At 74.3% G+C, this 15,214-nt stretch carries 15 protein-coding genes; 6 read left to right on the top strand and 9 right to left on the bottom strand.

Features of this window, described 5'->3' with window-relative positions:
* Positions 1 to 338: 338 nt before the first annotated feature.
* On the top strand, positions 339 to 1,247 hold the full coding sequence (locus ACLIYP_RS17315; protein WP_412714035.1) for an alpha/beta fold hydrolase: 909 nt from the start codon (positions 339 to 341) through the stop codon (positions 1,245 to 1,247).
* Here ACLIYP_RS17315 and ACLIYP_RS17320 read toward each other — a convergent pair.
* From ACLIYP_RS17320 to ACLIYP_RS17335, 4 genes are all read right to left on the bottom strand, one after another.
* A complete protein-coding gene (locus ACLIYP_RS17320; protein ID WP_412714036.1) occupies positions 1,228 to 1,836 on the bottom strand; it encodes a MarC family protein in 609 nt (202 codons plus the stop codon). The two genes, ACLIYP_RS17315 and ACLIYP_RS17320, sit on opposite strands and share 20 nt — an antisense overlap.
* A 53-nt stretch (positions 1,837 to 1,889) precedes the next feature.
* On the bottom strand, positions 1,890 to 2,735 hold the full coding sequence (locus ACLIYP_RS17325) for a PHP domain-containing protein (protein WP_412714037.1): 846 nt from the start codon (positions 2,733 to 2,735) through the stop codon (positions 1,890 to 1,892).
* A gap of 145 nt (positions 2,736 to 2,880) precedes the next feature.
* Entirely contained in the window at positions 2,881 to 3,531 is a 651-nt protein-coding gene (locus ACLIYP_RS17330; protein ID WP_412714038.1) for a DUF6758 family protein, read from the bottom strand.
* Positions 3,532 to 3,659: 128 nt separating this feature from the next.
* Positions 3,660 to 4,271: a suppressor of fused domain protein gene (locus ACLIYP_RS17335; RefSeq protein WP_412714039.1), complete on the bottom strand. Its 612-nt coding sequence runs from the start codon at positions 4,269 to 4,271 to the stop codon at positions 3,660 to 3,662.
* Between the two features lie 491 nt (positions 4,272 to 4,762).
* Between ACLIYP_RS17335 and ACLIYP_RS17340 the strand changes: the two genes are divergently transcribed.
* Positions 4,763 to 5,908 (top strand): magnesium and cobalt transport protein CorA, encoded by a 1,146-nt coding sequence (locus tag ACLIYP_RS17340; protein WP_412714040.1) that lies wholly within the window; start codon positions 4,763 to 4,765, stop codon positions 5,906 to 5,908.
* Between the two features lie 38 nt (positions 5,909 to 5,946).
* Here ACLIYP_RS17340 and ACLIYP_RS17345 read toward each other — a convergent pair whose 3' ends face one another.
* Positions 5,947 to 6,897, bottom strand: coding sequence for a DMT family transporter (locus tag ACLIYP_RS17345; RefSeq protein WP_412714041.1), 951 nt, complete (start codon positions 6,895 to 6,897; stop codon positions 5,947 to 5,949).
* Between the two features lie 233 nt (positions 6,898 to 7,130).
* Here ACLIYP_RS17345 and ACLIYP_RS17350 point away from each other — a divergent pair, with 233 nt between their 5' ends.
* Positions 7,131 to 7,697 (top strand): hypothetical protein, encoded by a 567-nt coding sequence (locus ACLIYP_RS17350; RefSeq protein WP_412714060.1) that lies wholly within the window; start codon positions 7,131 to 7,133, stop codon positions 7,695 to 7,697.
* A gap of 69 nt (positions 7,698 to 7,766) precedes the next feature.
* On the opposite strand, the gene ACLIYP_RS17355 is transcribed toward ACLIYP_RS17350, so the two are convergent.
* Positions 7,767 to 8,492, bottom strand: coding sequence for a hypothetical protein (locus tag ACLIYP_RS17355; RefSeq protein ID WP_412714042.1), 726 nt, complete (start codon positions 8,490 to 8,492; stop codon positions 7,767 to 7,769).
* 305 nt (positions 8,493 to 8,797) lie between these two features.
* Here ACLIYP_RS17355 and ACLIYP_RS17360 point away from each other — a divergent pair, with 305 nt between their 5' ends.
* The 3 genes from ACLIYP_RS17360 (at position 8,798) to ACLIYP_RS17370 (ending at position 11,950) form a co-directional block, all read left to right on the top strand.
* Positions 8,798 to 10,111, top strand: a complete 1,314-nt coding sequence (locus ACLIYP_RS17360; RefSeq protein WP_412714043.1) for a magnesium transporter MgtE N-terminal domain-containing protein — start codon at positions 8,798 to 8,800, stop codon at positions 10,109 to 10,111.
* Positions 10,104 to 10,676 carry a DUF1003 domain-containing protein gene (locus ACLIYP_RS17365; protein WP_412714044.1) on the top strand — a complete coding sequence of 191 codons (573 nt, stop codon included), beginning with the start codon at positions 10,104 to 10,106 and terminating at the stop codon, positions 10,674 to 10,676. The genes ACLIYP_RS17360 and ACLIYP_RS17365 overlap by 8 nt, the downstream gene beginning before the upstream one ends.
* Before the next feature lie 107 nt (positions 10,677 to 10,783).
* Positions 10,784 to 11,950, top strand: a complete 1,167-nt coding sequence (locus ACLIYP_RS17370; protein ID WP_412714045.1) for an Mrp/NBP35 family ATP-binding protein — start codon at positions 10,784 to 10,786, stop codon at positions 11,948 to 11,950.
* Positions 11,951 to 12,103: 153 nt separating this feature from the next.
* On the opposite strand, the gene ACLIYP_RS17375 is transcribed toward ACLIYP_RS17370, so the two are convergent.
* The 3 genes from ACLIYP_RS17375 to ACLIYP_RS17385 form a co-directional block, all read right to left on the bottom strand.
* Positions 12,104 to 12,745 (bottom strand): hypothetical protein, encoded by a 642-nt coding sequence (locus tag ACLIYP_RS17375; protein ID WP_412714046.1) that lies wholly within the window; start codon positions 12,743 to 12,745, stop codon positions 12,104 to 12,106.
* A gap of 161 nt (positions 12,746 to 12,906) precedes the next feature.
* Positions 12,907 to 13,377, bottom strand: coding sequence for a sec-independent translocase (locus ACLIYP_RS17380; protein WP_412714047.1), 471 nt, complete (start codon positions 13,375 to 13,377; stop codon positions 12,907 to 12,909).
* A 121-nt stretch (positions 13,378 to 13,498) separates the two neighbouring features.
* Positions 13,499 to 15,022 (bottom strand): S1C family serine protease, encoded by a 1,524-nt coding sequence (locus ACLIYP_RS17385; protein ID WP_412714048.1) that lies wholly within the window; start codon positions 15,020 to 15,022, stop codon positions 13,499 to 13,501.
* Between the last annotated feature and the right edge of the window lie 192 nt (positions 15,023 to 15,214).

The following is a 15,214-nucleotide window of genomic DNA, read 5'->3' on the forward strand; positions in this document are numbered from 1 at the left end:
TCGGCCCGGCCGCGCAGGGCGGCGAGGGCGCGTCCGCGGACGGACCGGGAGAGGTCTCCGGTGAGGCCCGCAGGCCGCGCCGCCGCCGCCGCACCCGCGGCGGGGCAGGTGCCCGCTCGGCGGCCCCGGAGACCACTTCGGAGAGCTGACGGCACGGACGGCGCGCCCCGGGTACGCCGTCGCACACCGAGCGCCCGCCCCCGCCGCACCCGCGGCGGGGGCGGGCGCCGTCATGAGCCCCGTCATGAGCACAGCCACGAGCACAACCATGAGCACAGCTACGGGCGCGATCGCGGGCACCGCCATGGGCGCGGGCGGGGGCCGCTAGCCTCGCCTCCATGAGCAAGCCGCCGACCCTGACCCTGCCGCCCGGCGCCCGGGCGTACCGCCTGAAGACCGCGCGCGGCGAGTTCGCCGTGCACGACGCGGGCGAGCCGCGCGCCGGCACGGCCCTGCTGGTGCCCGGGTTCACCGGCAGCAAGGAGGACTTCATCGCCCTGCTCGCCCCGCTGGCCCGCGCGGGCTTCCGTGTGGTGGCCGTGGACGGCCGCGGGCAGTACGAGACCGAGGGGCCGCGCGAGCTCGGCGCGTACGCCCAGGACGAGCTGGCCCGGGACGTGCTGGCCCAGGCGGAGGCGCTCGGTGGGCACGTCCACCTGCTCGGACACTCCCTGGGCGGGCTGATCGCCCGTGCCGCCGTGCTGCGGGACGCGGCGCCCTTCAGCTCCCTGACGATCATGAGTTCCGGCCCCGCCGCCATCGCGCACCTCCAGCAGGAGCGCACCAGGATGCTGATCGAGGCGCTGGCGGTGCTGGACATGGAGTCCGTGTGGCGGGCGATGCGCGACCTGGACCCGCCCGAGGCCGCGGACGAGGCCACCGACCCCGCGGTCGGCGAGTTCCTGCACCGCCGCTGGCTGGCCACCGTCCCCGAGCAGCTCGTCGCCACCGGCCGCCAGTTGCTGACCGAGCCGGACCGGGTCGGCCCGCTGGCGGCCGTGCCCCTGCCCAAGCACGTGCTGTCGGGCGAGGTGGACTACGCCTGGCCGGTCGCGCTGATGGACGAGATGGCGCGGCGGCTGGACGCCCGGCGCACGGTGGTGGCGGGGGCCGAGCACTCGCCGGGGGCCGAGCGTCCCGCGGAGACGGCCGGGGCGCTGGCCGCCTTCTGGCACGACTGCGGGGACGGGGCGGAGAGCGGCGGGACGGGGGCCGGGTCCGGACCGTCTAGCCGCCGCCCTGGATGAACCGAGTGACGCCGTTGGCGATCTGCTGCACCGCGATCGCCGACAGCAGCATGCCCGAGAGCCGGGTCACCAGGACCACGCCGCCGTCCTTGATGACGCGGATGATCAGCAGCGAGTACCGCATCACCAGCCAGAGCACGATGTGCAGCACGACGATGGCCGACCACACCGCGGCGTGGTCGGCCGGTCCCTCCGCCCGCTGCACGGCCAGGATGACGGAGACGATCGCGCCGGGCCCGGCCAGCAGGGGCATGCCCAGCGGCACCAGCGCCGCGTTGACGTCCTTGGTCTGCGTGGGCTCCTCGGCCCTGCCGGTGAGCAGGTCCAGGGCGACCAGCAGCAGGAGGAGGCCGCCCGCGACCATCAGCGCGGGGATCGACACGTGCAGGTAGTCCAGGATCTGCTGTCCCAGCAGGCCGAAGACGGCGATCACCCCGAAGGCGACGGCGGTGGCCTGGAGCGCCATCCTCCGCTGGACCTTGACCGGGCGTCCGGAGGAGAGGGCGAGGAAGATCGGGATGATGCCTGGCGGGTCCATGATCACGAAAAGCGTGACAAAGACGGATCCGAAGAGGGCGACGTCGAACACGGTGCTGCCTTGCGTGATGTGCGCGGTGCGCGCGGTGTGGTTCCGGGGGCGGTTCAGGCGGAGACGGGCGCCGTGCCCGACCCGCGGGCGGCGATCTCGGCGTAGACGTCGGGGTCGGTGGTGTACTCCCCGAGCCGGCAGGTCTTGCGGCTGCCGTGGTAGTCGCTGGAGCCGGTGGCCAGCAGACCGAGGTCGCGGGCCATGCCCCGCAGCCGCTCGCGGGTCGCGGCGTCGTGGTCCATGTGGTCGGTCTCGATGCCGTCGAGCCCGGCGGCGGCCAGCTCCGCGATGGCGCTCTCCGGCACGCACCGTCCGCGTTTGACGGCCAGGGGGTGCGCGAAGACCGCGACTCCTCCGGCGCCCTTGATCAGCCGGACCGCCTCGAAGGGGTCGAGTTCGTGCTTGCCGACGTAGGCGCGGCCGTCGTCGGCGATCCACTCGGCGGTGAAGGCGTCGGAGACGGTCTCGACGACGCCCAGCTCCACCATCGCGCTCGCGATGTGGGGGCGGCCGACCGAGCCGTCCCCGGCGATCCCGGCGACCTGCTCCCAGGTGATCGGCACGCCCAGCTCGCGGAGTCTGGCGACCATGCCCTGGGCCCGCGGCACCCGGTCGTCGCGGACGAGTTCGCGCTCGCGCGCCAGCTCGGGCTCGGCAGGGTCGAACAGATAGGCCAGCATGTGCAGGCTCACACCGTCCAGGCGGCAGGAGAGCTCCGCGCCGGGGACGAGGGTGAGACCCGCGGGGAGGGCGGCGATCGCCTCGGCGTGCCCGGCGACCGTGTCGTGGTCGGTCAGCGCCACCACGTCCAGTCCCGCGGCGGCGGCTCTGCGCACCAGCTCGGCGGGGGTGTCGGTGCCGTCCGAGGCGGTGGAGTGGGTGTGCAGGTCGATGCGCACGGTATGTGACTCCCACGGCGGACGGCTGAGGCGGACACCCCAGAGTAGAACAGACGCGCGCCCGGCCCCTCTCCCGCCCGGCCCCACCGCGCCCCGATCCGTCCCGCGCCCGGCCCCCGGCCGCCGGTCAGGCCCCGGCCGCCGGTCAGGTCCCTGGGCGGGTGAGCAGCTGGGGGGAGAGCGCCCCGCACGGCACCAGCTCCACCTCGGCCCCCGCCTCCCGCAGATCAGTGAGCACCAGCTCGTCGTACATCAGCATCCCGGACTGCTCGGGCCAGACGATCGCCCACAGCCACAGGCCGCGGGCTTCCCCCGCGAACACCGCCCGGTCCTCGGGCGCCTCGTCCACCAGCCACAGCGGGGTGGGCCGTCCGGCGGCCAGGACCTTCGCGTGCGGAGGCCGGTCCACGTCGATCAGCGGGCCGGGGTCGGGGCCGGGCACTCCGGCGTAGCGCGCCCCCAGTCCGACGCCCAGTTCCTCGGCGACCAGCAGCAGTTCGCCGGGGCCGCCGAGCGGGCCGGGGCCGGAGCAGGCCACGGCGGTGGCGCGGCCGCCGCTGCGGTCGTCGCCCGCGTAGGCGATCCCGGTGAACAGCCAGCCGATCGGCAGCGGCCAGGGCATCCACACCGGGACCTGGGCTCTGTGGAGGACCACGCCGAGCGCCTCGACGCTCGGCGGGAGCACCGGCTGCAGCGGATAAACCGTGCCGTGCACATCGCACTGCCAGGAGTCGGCGAAGAGACCGGGCGCCCTGACACGGCCGCCGCACTTCGGGCAAGTGGGTTCGCCCCTCATGGGGCCCACGGTCCTCCCCGGAGGGCCCGGCGTCAAGGACGATCACTCGTACGGATCGTCCGGGGCGCGCCCGGCTGCGGCCGGCGGCAGGGCGCGGACGGCGCTCCGGAAGGGGTCGGGGCGGGATCTCAGTCCGTCAGGGAAACGGACGCCCGCCGGGGGTCGCGCAGGTCCGTACCGCGGGCCAGCCAGCGCTCCTGGAGCTCCGCCGCGCCGTGCACCCGCTTCCAGGCCGCCTCGTTGGGCGTCATCGGCAGCAGGGGGAGGAATCGCACCGGGTCCATCGGCGGATCCAGTTCCAGATCCTCCACCAGACCTCCGGGCTCGGCGACCAGCACGGAGGTGAAGGGAGCGCCCGGCCACAGCGGCTCGCCCACGTCCAGCGAGGCGCCGGGGGCCACGACAACACCCTCGACCTGGGGGGATGCGGCCAGCACGGCGAGCGGGCGCAGCACCTTGTCGGTGTCGGCCAGACCGGCGCGCACCGTCAGCACCAGTTCGGCGCGGGGCCCTCGTTCGGGGTCGGCGAGCATGTCGGAGGGGTCGGCCATGGGGGCGGCGGACATCCCCAGGGTGACGTAGCGCACCAGGCCGCTCCCGCCGCCGGAGTCCTCCCGGGTGTCCGGGAAGCGCAGCACCTCGATCCGGTCGGCCCCCAGGAAGGTCACCGCCGCCCGCGCGTCGGGCTCTCCCAGGGCGCTGCGCAGCCGGGCCTCGACCAGTTCCAGAACGTGTGCCATACGGCGAGCATAGATCGTGTATTGATCAGGCAAAGAGGGTACGAGTCGGCCCCGCGGCGGGACGTGGGGAGCGTCCGCGGGTGCTACCGTTGACTGCTGGTCAAGGCGTGTACACAGATTTCCCCCAGCGGGGACCGGCCGGAGGAGGTGGGGCTGCGATGGATCCGAGTCGACCGTGCAGTACCAGCCGCTCTTCCGTACGGCAGCCACGTCCCCTTGTCTGAGGGCCTTCCTCCCCCCACCGCCGAGCGGTGAAACCCTGGAAGTTCCCTTTTTCTCCTGCGGACCGGCTTCGCGGAAGAGCGCATGAGTCGCATGAGTCCCCTGCTCGACCGACGTTCTCAGCGAATGCCGCCTGTGCGTACGGTCCCGCGTGGTGCCCGCTTTGCAGACCTCCGGTCCGTGGACTTCCCGTCGACGGCCCCGTAGGCCCCCATTCCGGGCAGCGCTGCGCCCGTTCACCGGCGGCTCGGCACGCGAAGGAGCCCAGCATGTCGATGATCCGTGACCTGCGCGCCGCGGTCCGCCCCACCCTGCGCCGGGGCGGCCGCTCCCCCTACGCCCACGACGCCCCCGGTGTCGACACCACCGCGACCAGCGCGGTGGTGGACTGCGCCGTCTACCGCGACGGCCGCCGCGAGTCGCGGCACATGACCCCGGCCGAGGCCCTGCGCGCGCTGCGTTCCGGGGAGCAGCAGGGGCCGCAAGGGGGCCCGGGCGGCGGGGCGTTCGTGTGGATCGGCCTGCACGAGCCCACCGAGCGGGAGTTCTCCGGCATCGCCCGCGAGTTCGGCCTGCACCCGCTCGCCGTGGAGGACGCGGTGCACGCGCACCAGCGGCCGAAGCTGGAGCGGTACGACGACTCCCTCTTCACCGTCTTCAAGACGATCCACTACGTCGAGCACGCCGAACTCACCGACTCCAGCGAGGTGGTGGAGACCGGCGAGGTGATGTGCTTCACCGGCCGGGACTACATCATCACCGTCCGGCACGGCGGCCAGGGCTCGCTGCGCACCCTGCGCCACCGGCTGGAGGACGACCCCGAGCTGCTGGCCAAGGGCCCCTCGGCCGTGCTGCACGCCATCGCCGACCAGGTGGTGGACGGCTACCTGGCGGTCGCCGACGCGGTGCAGGACGACATCGACGAGGTGGAGATCCAGGTCTTCTCCGAGAGCGCGGGCAAGGGCCGCCGGGGCCGCGACGCCGGGCGGATCTACCAGCTCAAGCGCGAGGTGCTGGAGTTCAAGCGGGCGGTCTCGCCGCTGCTGCGGCCGATGCAGCTGCTGAGCGAGCGGCCGATGCGGCTGGTCGACCCCGACATCCAGAAGTACTTCCGCGACGTGGCGGACCATCTGACCCGGGTCAACGAGCAGGTGCTCTCCTTCGACGACCTGCTCAACTCCATCCTCCAGGCGAACCTGGCCCAGGCGACGGTCGCGCAGAACGAGGACATGCGGAAGATCACCTCATGGGCCGCGATCTTCGCCGTCCCGACGATGATCGCCGGGATCTACGGCATGAACTTCGAGTACATGCCGGAACTCCAGTGGCGTTACGGCTACCCGGCCGTCATGGCCGTGATCGCCGGAATCTGCTACGCCATCCACCGCGGCTTCAAGCGCAACGGCTGGCTGTAGGAGCGGCCGGCCGCGGGGACCGGAGAGCGGACGGGGCGTCAGGCCCGCGCACGGCGCGCGGGCCCGGCGTTGCCCCGGACCACCAGGGCCAGGCCGAGCAGGATCACCGCCAGCGCCCCGTAGACGGCCGCCGGCGGGTCCTGGCCCAGCCAGAGCGCCGCGATCAGCGCCGCTCCCGGTGTCTCCAGCAGGATCGCCGTGGAGGTGACCGACGGTCCGAGCCCGCGCACCACCCGGTTGATCAGCGAGTGGCCCAGCAGTTGCGCGGTGACGGTGAGGACGGCGAGCTTGATCCAGGTCTCGCCGCTGTAGCCGCCGAGGTCGGCGCCGAAGACCAGGCAGGCGGCCAGCAGCAGCACGGACGTGGTGCTGTAGCAGACGTAGGTGTAGGCGGTCGTGGAGACCGTGCGGCGCACCTCCGCCCCCAGCAGGACGTACCCGGCCGCCGCCATGCCGCCGCCCAGCGCCAGGGCGTCGCCCGCCAGCGCCCGCGGCGAGAGCGACAGGTCGACCCCCGTGAGGATCACCACCCCGGCGAAGGCGACCGCCGTGCCCGCCCAGACCAGGGCGGGCGAGCTCCGGCCGCGCAGCCGCAGCAGCAGGGTGGTCCAGATCGGGGTGGTGGTGACCAGCGCGGTCGAGGAGGCGACCGAGGTCATGTGGAGGCTGGGCAGCCACAGCGCGAAGTGCAGTGCGAGCAGCGCCCCGGCGGCGGCGGCCAGCAGCACGTTGCGGCGTCCCATGGCGCGCAGCCCGGCCCGGTGGCGGAGGAGGGCCAGTGGGGTGAGGACGCCGACCGCCATGGCGTTGCGCCAGAAGGCGATGGCCAGGGCCGGGGCGGCGGTGGCCGCGATCAGGGGCGCGGACAGGGAGATGCCGGACACGGCGACCGCCAGCAGGAACAGGTCCAGGCCGGTGCCCGGGTGTCGTCCCGCCGCGGCTCCGGCTGCCTGTCGGGGCGCGGCGGTACGGGTCCTGACGGCGCGCACGGGGCTCCTCTCCGGGGGTGCTGAGGTCCGGACCGGGGTCTTCGGGACCCGGTTCGGGACCGGAACGGGTCGGGGCGCCGGTGGGCCGCGCCGCCGGCCACCAGCGTAAGGCGCGTGACCGTGCCGCGGTACTGACCGTCCGGCTGCCGGACCCGCTTCCGGACCTCCGGGGCGGCCGGGGCGGCGGTAGGGTCGCCCCCATGGCCGATCCGTCCGTTCCCGCCGACTCCCGGATGTCCCCGGCGCCGCTGCCCGTGTCCGACCGGGCGCTGATCGAGGAGTCGGCCAAGAAGTCCGCGCTGGTGTGGGTGCGCGGCCCCCGGGGGCCGGAGCGCGCGCTGTGGCACGTCTGGCACGACGGCGCCGTGCACCTGGTGGGCGACGGCCCCGCGGAGCAGCCGCTGGAGCCTCTGGGTCTCGCCGCCGGCGCCGCCGCCACGGTCTCGGTGCGCAGCAAGGACAAGGGCGGGCTGCTGGCCGTCTGGCCCGCCAGGGTGGTGGAGCTGCCGCCGGGCGGCGAGGGGTGGCGGGAGGCGGTGGCCGAACTGGCGGGCAGGCGGCTCAACGCGCCGGACACCACGACGATCGCCGAGCGCTGGGCCCGCGAGTGCCGTGTGCTGCGACTGGAGCCCGCCGGAGCGCTTCTTGAGGGGCCCGGTTCGATGCCGGAGGAGCTGCGGGCCGCCGTCCCGCCGCCGACGCCGGCGACCACGCGCGGCCCGGTTCCGGCCGGGCTGCCGAAGCTGCTGCGCCGCGGCCGGACGGGAAGACCGGGAAGGAAGGGGAGGAAGGGCCGTTAGGACGCCGGGGAGCGGCGCCGGGGGACGGAACCGCCCGGAGGGAGCCGGGTGGTGGTGCACCCGGTTCCCTCACTCCGCCGCCGAGATCTTCTTGCCGTAGTCGACGATCTGGTCCTTCTCCGGGGCACGCAGCGTGAACTCCTTGTCCCACTCCAGCATCTGGACCACACCCGCGTCGCCGCCGCGCTCCAGCCGCAGCGGGTAGGGCGTGCCGATCAGCGAGACGCTGAGTATCCCGCCGTCGCCCTCGGCGGCACGCACCTCGACCGTCCGCACGCCGTCGACCTCGCCCTGGTCCCCGGTACCGCGCTCGCCGTTGAGGGTGAGCAGTCCGTCGAGCAGCACGTCCTTGTCCGTGAATCCGCTGAGCTGCTTGTAGGCGGGGTCGCCGGAGGGCACCTTGACGTACTTGCCCTCCAGCTTGCGGGCCGCCGCGAGGTCGGCCTCGTCCGGCTTCCCGCCGCCCTTGCCCTGGTCGGCCCAGAAGTCGGCGTTCGCCTTGAGGTAGAGGTCCTCGCCGACCCGCAGCAGCTCGAAGCGCGGGCCGCCCCTGGCCGAGACCTCGCCCAGGCCGCCGTTGTCCTTCAGGCGCATGTCCAGCCGGTAGGTGCGGCCCTTGCTGACCACGCTGCCCGACAGCCGTACGGACTGCGCCGCCCGGGCGGCCCTGGCCGCCTTCTCCTCGATCTCGGCGGCCGGGAGTCTGCCGACCCCGTTGGTCCCCTCGTGCGGGTCCTTCGACCCGCATCCCGTCAGCAGGGTCAGCAGGACCGCGCAGACCGCTCCCACCGACACGGCCGTACTCCGGGCGCGAACACCGTGGACCCACGCAGTCACGTCAGCTCTTCCTCCTGATGCCGGGGCAGGACGACGGCACCCTACCGGTGGCGCCCGGAGCGGGTCGCGGGCCCCGTACGGCCGGTGCCGCCGCACGGGGCCCGAACGCAGCGCGTTAGCCTGAAAACCGCATTCGGGTTACGTCCCACATGCGGACACTCGGCCACACGCGGGTACACGGGCACACACGGCAGGCACGGCGCGCACGGCGGGCGGGGAACCGCCTCGCGCGGCGGACACGAGTGGGAAGCGGAGGATGGACCATGGTGCTGGGCGCCCAGCGGGTCTTCGTCTCGCACCTCTCCGGCGTGGCCGTCTTCGACCCCGTCGGGGACCAGGTCGGCCGGGTGCGGGACGTGGTGGCGATGCTGCGCGTCGGCGGACACCCGCCGCGCGTGCTCGGACTGGTCGTCGAGGTGGTCAGCCGGCGGCGCATCTTCCTGCCCATGACCCGGGTGACCGGCGTCGCGTCGGGCCAGGTGATCACCACCGGTGTGGTCAACATGCGGCGCTTCGAGCAGCGGCCCACCGAGACGCTGGTCCTGGGCGAACTGCTGGACCGCCAGGTGACGCTGGTCGAGACGGGCGAGAAGGTCACCGTGCTCGACGTCGGCCTCACCCAGGTCCCCGGGCGCCGCGACTGGCTGATCGACAAGGTCTTCGTGCGCCGCGGCGGCGGCGGGCTGCGCCGGCGGCGGACGGGCGAGACCCTGACCGTGGAGTGGTCGGCGGTGACCGGCCTGTCGCTTGAGGAGGAGGGCCAGGGCGCGGCCAACCTGCTGGCCACCTTCGAGCAGCTGCGCCCGGCCGACCTGGCCAACGTCCTGCACCATCTGTCGCCCAAGCGGCGGGCGGAGGTCGCCGCCGCGCTGGACGACGACCGGCTGGCGGACGTGCTGGAGGAGCTGCCCGACGACGACCAGGTGGAGATCCTCGGCAAGCTCAAGGAGGAGCGCGCCGCCGACGTCCTGGAGGCGATGGACCCCGACGACGCCGCCGACCTGCTGTCCGAGCTGCCGGAGGGGGACATGAACCGGCTGCTGGAGCTGATGGAGCCGCAGGACGCCGCCCCGGTGCGGCGGTTGCTGAAGTACGAGGAGCGCACCGCGGGCGGCATGATGACCACCGAGCCGATCGTGCTGCGCCCGGACGCCACGGTCGCCGACGCGCTGGCCCGGGTGCGCGTGCAGGACCTCTCGGCGCCGCTGGCCGCCCAGGTGTACGTGTGCCGCCCGCCGGAGGAGACCCCGACCGGCAAGTACCTGGGGCTGGTGCACTTCCAGCGGCTGCTGCGCGAACCGCCCGGAACCCTGGTCGGCTCGGTCGTGGACACCGATCTGCGTCCGCTGCCGCCGGACACCCCGCTGCCCACACTGACCAGCTACCTGGCCGCGTACAACATCGTGTCGGTGCCGGTGGTGGACGAGAGCGGATCGCTGCTGGGCGCCGTCACCGTCGACGACGTACTGGACCACCTGCTGCCCGACGACTGGCGCGAGGCCGCCGCCCGGGAGACGTTCGCATTGCACGAGCAGACGGAGAACCGCCGGTACGGCCGGGAGCCCGCCGATGGCTGACAGGGAACGGGACGAGCGCATGTCGCGCAGGGAACGCGAGCGGAGCCTTCCGCCGGCCACCGGGCGCGCGGCCCGCGCCAGGCTGGACCAGCCGATGGTGCCGCGCCGCAGTCCGCTGCCGGAGTACGACCCGGAGGCGTTCGGGCGGCTGTCGGAGCGGATCGCCCGTTTCCTGGGGACCGGCCGGTTCATCGTCTGGATGACGTTCACCATCGTGGTGTGGGTCATCTGGAACATCGTGGCCCCGTCGGACCTGCGCTTCGACGAGTACCCGTTCATCTTCCTGACCCTGGCCCTGTCCCTCCAGGCGTCCTACGCCGCCCCGCTGATCCTGCTGGCCCAGAACCGGCAGGACGACCGGGACCGGGTGAACCTGGAGCAGGACCGCAAGCGCAGCGAGCGCTCCATGGCCGACACCGAGTACCTCACCCGGGAGATCGCCGCGCTGCGGATGGGCATGGGCGAGGTCGCCACCCGGGACTGGATCCGCTCCGAGCTCCAGGACCTGCTCAAGGAGCTGGAGCAGCGCGGCGCCCTGGAGCCGCCGCCCGACCGCGAGCGGTGACCCGGCCCCTCCCCGGCCGTCTCCGGCCCGCCCCGGTGCCCCGGGCGGTGACCCGCGTCTCATCCGCCGCCTTCGGCGCCGCCGCCGGTGCGCCGTACCATCGGGGCATGGCTACTGACACGTCCGCGGCATCCAGCCCCGCCCCCTCCGAGGACGCGGTCCGCGCCGCGCTCGCGACCGTCGACGACCCCGAGATCCACCGTCCCATCACCGATCTGGGCATGGTGAAGTCGGTGGAGATCGGCGACGGCGGATCGGTCGCGGTCACCGTCTACCTGACGGTCTCCGGCTGCCCGATGCGCGAGACGATCACCGAGAACGTGACCCGGGCGGTCAGCGGTGTGGCGGGCGTCACGGACGTGACGGTCTCCCTGGACGTGATGAGCGACGAGCAGCGCCGCGAACTGGCGGCCACGCTCCGCGGCGGGCAGGCCGAGCGGGAGATCCCGTTCGCCAGGCCCGGCTCCCTGACCCGGGTCTACGCGATCGCCTCCGGCAAGGGCGGCGTCGGCAAGTCCTCGGTGACGGTCAACCTGGCGGCGGCGATGGCGGCCGACGGTCTGAAGGTGGGCGTCGTGGACGCCGACATCTACGGCCACTCGGTGCCGCGCATGCTGGGCGCCGACGGCCGCCCCACCCAGGTCGAGAACATGATCATGCCGCCGTCCGCGAACGGCGTGAAGGTCATCTCGATCGGCATGTTCACCCCGGGCAACGCCCCGGTGGTGTGGCGCGGGCCGATGCTGCACCGCGCCCTCCAGCAGTTCCTGGCCGACGTCTACTGGGGCGACCTGGACGTGCTGCTGCTGGACCTGCCGCCGGGCACGGGCGACATCGCCATCTCCGTGGCGCAGCTCGTCCCCAACGCCGAGATCCTGGTGGTGACCACCCCGCAGCAGGCGGCCGCCGAGGTGGCCGAGCGCGCCGGGTCCATCGCGGTGCAGACCCACCAGAAGATCGTGGGCGTGGTCGAGAACATGTCCGGGCTGCCCTGTCCGCACTGCGGTGAGATGGTGGACGTCTTCGGCACCGGCGGCGGCCAGCGCGTCGCCGACGGACTGAGCCGGACCACCGGCACCACCGTGCCCGTGCTCGGCTCCATCCCGATCGACGTGCGGCTGCGCGAGGGCGGCGACGAGGGCCGGCCGGTGGTGCTGACCGACCCGGACTCCCCCGCGGGCTCCGCGATCCGCTCGGTCGCGGGCAAGCTGGGCGGGCGCCAGCGCGGGCTGGCGGGCATGTCGCTGGGGATCACCCCTCGCAACAAGTTCTGAGGGCTCCGAGGGCTCCGTCGGGGGCGTGCGGGAGGGCGGCGGGCCCAGGGCGGCACCGCCGCCCTCCCGCACGCCCGGGCGCGGCACGCACGCACCCGCGCCGCGCGTACGGCTCCGGGCGGCCGTACCGCTCCGGGCGGCCGGCGGCCCGCCTCAGTGCCCGTACTCGCCGAGGTCCTTGATCACCGAGAAGCCCAGCCCGTACGCGCTCATCCCCCGCCCGTACGCGCCGATGTGCACGCCCTCGTGCGCCGGTCCGGCCAGCACCCAGCCGTACTCCGACTCCCGGTAGCGGAAGTCGGTGGGGGCGCCGTCGACCGGCAGCGAGAGGGTGGACCAGGCGGAGCCGTCCAGGTCGTCCGCCAGCTCCCAGGCGATCGCCGTCTGCTGGTCGAGCCAGCTCTGTCTGAGCCCGCGCTCCATCCGGGCGGGCCAGGTGCACGACAACAGGCCCGACCCGGCCAGCCAGGCGGCCGAAGACACCGAGGTGGCCTCCAGGACCCCCGTGCCGTCCGGGCTGCTGCGCACCGGGCGGTCGGCGACCGTCACGACGACGGCGAAGCGCTGGCCCTCCGGGCCGGGCTCGGCCCGGAAGGAGGGCTCGTCCCCGTGGCCGGTCGAGCCGTGCTCGACCGTGCCGTCCGCGGCGGCTCCCACCCGCATCAGCCAGCGCGGGCCGGTGAAGGCCTCGTCCAGGCCGTACCAGGGGAAGCCGGCCATCAGATAGCCGTCGATCACCCCGTCCGCCCCGGACACGGGTACCTCTCTCGGCTCTACCCGGCCCGTCGTCTCCATCTGTGCGACGCCTCCTCGTGTGCCCCGTGTCGTGGGAGGCCCGCCCCCCTCGGGCGGCCCGACCCCGGACACAGGGAGGATAGCCACCCCTGTGCGCCGAACCGGGCAGGACCGGCTGCGGAGTACGGGAGGTGGCCCTCCCGGTTCACCGGCGGGAGGCCTCAGGTGGCGTCGGCGTCGTACGGCGGGGGGTCGGTCCTGGGCGCCCGGTCGGGCTTGTGCAGATCGACGCCGGACCCGCCCGGGGAGGGCGCGGCCGTACCCGTCCCGGAGGCGGCCGATCCGGCCGGTCCGCCCGGGGCGATCTCCCGGCCGTTGACCGCGTCCGTGACCTCGGCGAGCTCCTGGCGCAGGTCGAAGCCGTTGCGGATCTCCTTCAGTCCCAGATCCTCGTTCTCCAGCAGGTGCTTGCGCGCGAAGTTCTTCGGGTTGAGGTCCTCGAAATCGAAGTCCTTGAACTCCGGCCCCAGTTCCCTGCGGATGTCGTCCCGGGCACTGTCGGAGAACTCCCGGACCTTGCGGATGAACCGCGCGGTGTCCTGGATCACCTTCGGCAGCTTCTCCGGGCCGAAGACGAGGATCGCGAGGATGACGAGAGCGATCAGCTCGAGGGGTCCTATGTCGAAGAACACCGTTCAGCTCCCTCATGTGCGTCCACGACCCGTGCGGCCACAGTCACGGTACCCGGCGCGGCGGCGGGGTGGGAGTCGGCGGGGCGAACAACGGCCGTCGTGGCGGCCTGGGTGACGGGGGTCACGGGCCGGCCGCCGAGCCGAGGACGACCTCCACCGAGCGCCGGCCGCCACCGCGCTCGACGGTGAGTTCCAGCCGGTCGCCGGGGCGCCGGGCGCGGATCCTGACGATCAGCTCCTCACCGCTGCGCACCCGGACGCCGTCCACCTCGGTGATCACGTCGCCCTCCTCGATGCCGGCCGTGTCGGCGGGCCCTCCCGGCACGACCGCCGTGCCCTCCTCCCCGGCGGGCAGACCGACACGGGCGCCCTCCCCGGGATGTCCCATGTCGACGGTGACACCGATCACGGGGTGGGTGGCGCGGCCGGTGTTGATCAGTTCCTCGGCCACCCGCCTGGCCTGGTTGACGGGGATGGCGAAACCCAGGCCGATGCTGCCGCCGGCGCCCGTCCGGGGCAGGTCGCCGCCCGCGGAGCGGATCGCGCTGTTGACGCCGATCACCCGGCCGCCGGCGTCCATCAGCGGGCCGCCGGAGTTGCCGGGGTTGATCGGGGCGTCGGTCTGCAGCGCCTCCACGTAGCTGATGTCGCCGCCCCCGCCGCCGTCGCCCGCGGTGACGGGGCGCTGCGTGGCGCTGACGATCCCGGTGGTGACCGTGCCCGCCAGGCCGTACGGCGAGCCGATCGCCACGACCGGATCGCCCACCCGCACGGAGTCGGAGTCGCCCAGCGGCAGCGGGCTGAGGCCGCGGACCCTCTCCACCCTCAACACGGCCAGGTCGTAGCCGCTGTCGGTGCCGACGACCTCGGCGGTGGCGGTCTCGCCGCCGTGGAAGACCACCCTGATGCCGCCGCCGTCCCCGGCGGACTCCACCACGTGGTGGTTGGTGAGGAGGTGGCCGCGGCCGTCCAGGACGAAGCCGGTGCCGGTGCCCTGCTCCCCCGCGCCGTGCACCTGGACGGTCACCACGCCCGGCAGGGCCCGCTGGGCGATCCCGGCCACGCTGTCCGGGGCGCGGCCGGTGTCCCGCGCCGGGGCCTGGGAGAGCCGGACGGTGCCGATGTCGCCGTGGCGCTGCGCGTACGCCCCGATGCCGCCGCCCACCGTCCCTGCGACCAGCGCCAGTACGACGGTCGCGGCAACCGTCCAGCCCCGGCGCGGCGAGGGTGATCCCGGGGACGGCGGGTGCGCGGTGTGCGGCGGGTGCGGGGCGTACGCGGTGTGCGGCGGCCCGGCCGGGCCCGGCTCCGCGGCGGACGGCGGGGCCCATGGGTCGTAGCGCGCGAAGACCCCGGACGGCGCGGTGTGTCCGGCGGTGTGCTCGGGGGTGTGCCCGGCGGCCTGCGGCCGGGGCGGCAGCGGGGTGCCCCGGGCCGGTGTCACCGTGGGCCGCTGGACGGGCGGGGCCGGTGCCCAGGGGCCGGGGCCGCCGTAGGGCGGCGTGCCGTACGGGTCCTCCCCGTGCAGCGGCGCCTGCGCTCCCCGGGCCGCAGGGGCGCCTCCCGCCACCGGACGCGGGGCCGAGACCCCGCGCGGCCGGCTCCACCACGTCGGCCGCTGTCCGGCGGCCCTGCCCTCGTCCATGTTCTCCCCAGCATCGGCCCGCGTCGCGCTTCGCGCGGACTCGCACCACATCCCCACGATTGAACCAGTTCCGCCCCTGGCGGCGAAGCCGGACCGGCCGGGACCGCGCGGGGTGCCCAAGGGGAGCCGCCCGGTGTACCGCCGGGGTGCGTCGCGGCACCCCGGCGGCACACCGGGCGGCAAGGCTCACGG

The sequence above is a fragment of the Streptomyces nanhaiensis genome (assembly GCF_046614825.1).
Classification (GTDB): Bacteria; Actinomycetota; Actinomycetes; order Streptomycetales; family Streptomycetaceae; genus Streptomyces; species Streptomyces radiopugnans.

Coding starts and splice junctions, on each gene's coding strand:
- ACLIYP_RS17315 (WP_412714035.1), top strand. CDS start 339: ATGAGCAAGCCGCCGACCCTGACCCTGCCGCCCGGCGCCCGGGCGTAC.
- ACLIYP_RS17330 (WP_412714038.1), bottom strand. CDS start 3,531: ATGAGGGGCGAACCCACTTGCCCGAAGTGCGGCGGCCGTGTCAGGGCG.
- ACLIYP_RS17335 (WP_412714039.1), bottom strand. CDS start 4,271: ATGGCACACGTTCTGGAACTGGTCGAGGCCCGGCTGCGCAGCGCCCTG.
- ACLIYP_RS17340 (WP_412714040.1), top strand. CDS start 4,763: ATGTCGATGATCCGTGACCTGCGCGCCGCGGTCCGCCCCACCCTGCGC.
- ACLIYP_RS17350 (WP_412714060.1), top strand. CDS start 7,131: ATGTCCCCGGCGCCGCTGCCCGTGTCCGACCGGGCGCTGATCGAGGAG.
- ACLIYP_RS17360 (WP_412714043.1), top strand. CDS start 8,798: ATGGTGCTGGGCGCCCAGCGGGTCTTCGTCTCGCACCTCTCCGGCGTG.
- ACLIYP_RS17365 (WP_412714044.1), top strand. CDS start 10,104: ATGGCTGACAGGGAACGGGACGAGCGCATGTCGCGCAGGGAACGCGAG.
- ACLIYP_RS17370 (WP_412714045.1), top strand. CDS start 10,784: ATGGCTACTGACACGTCCGCGGCATCCAGCCCCGCCCCCTCCGAGGAC.
- ACLIYP_RS17375 (WP_412714046.1), bottom strand. CDS start 12,745: ATGGAGACGACGGGCCGGGTAGAGCCGAGAGAGGTACCCGTGTCCGGG.
- ACLIYP_RS17385 (WP_412714048.1), bottom strand. CDS start 15,022: ATGGACGAGGGCAGGGCCGCCGGACAGCGGCCGACGTGGTGGAGCCGG.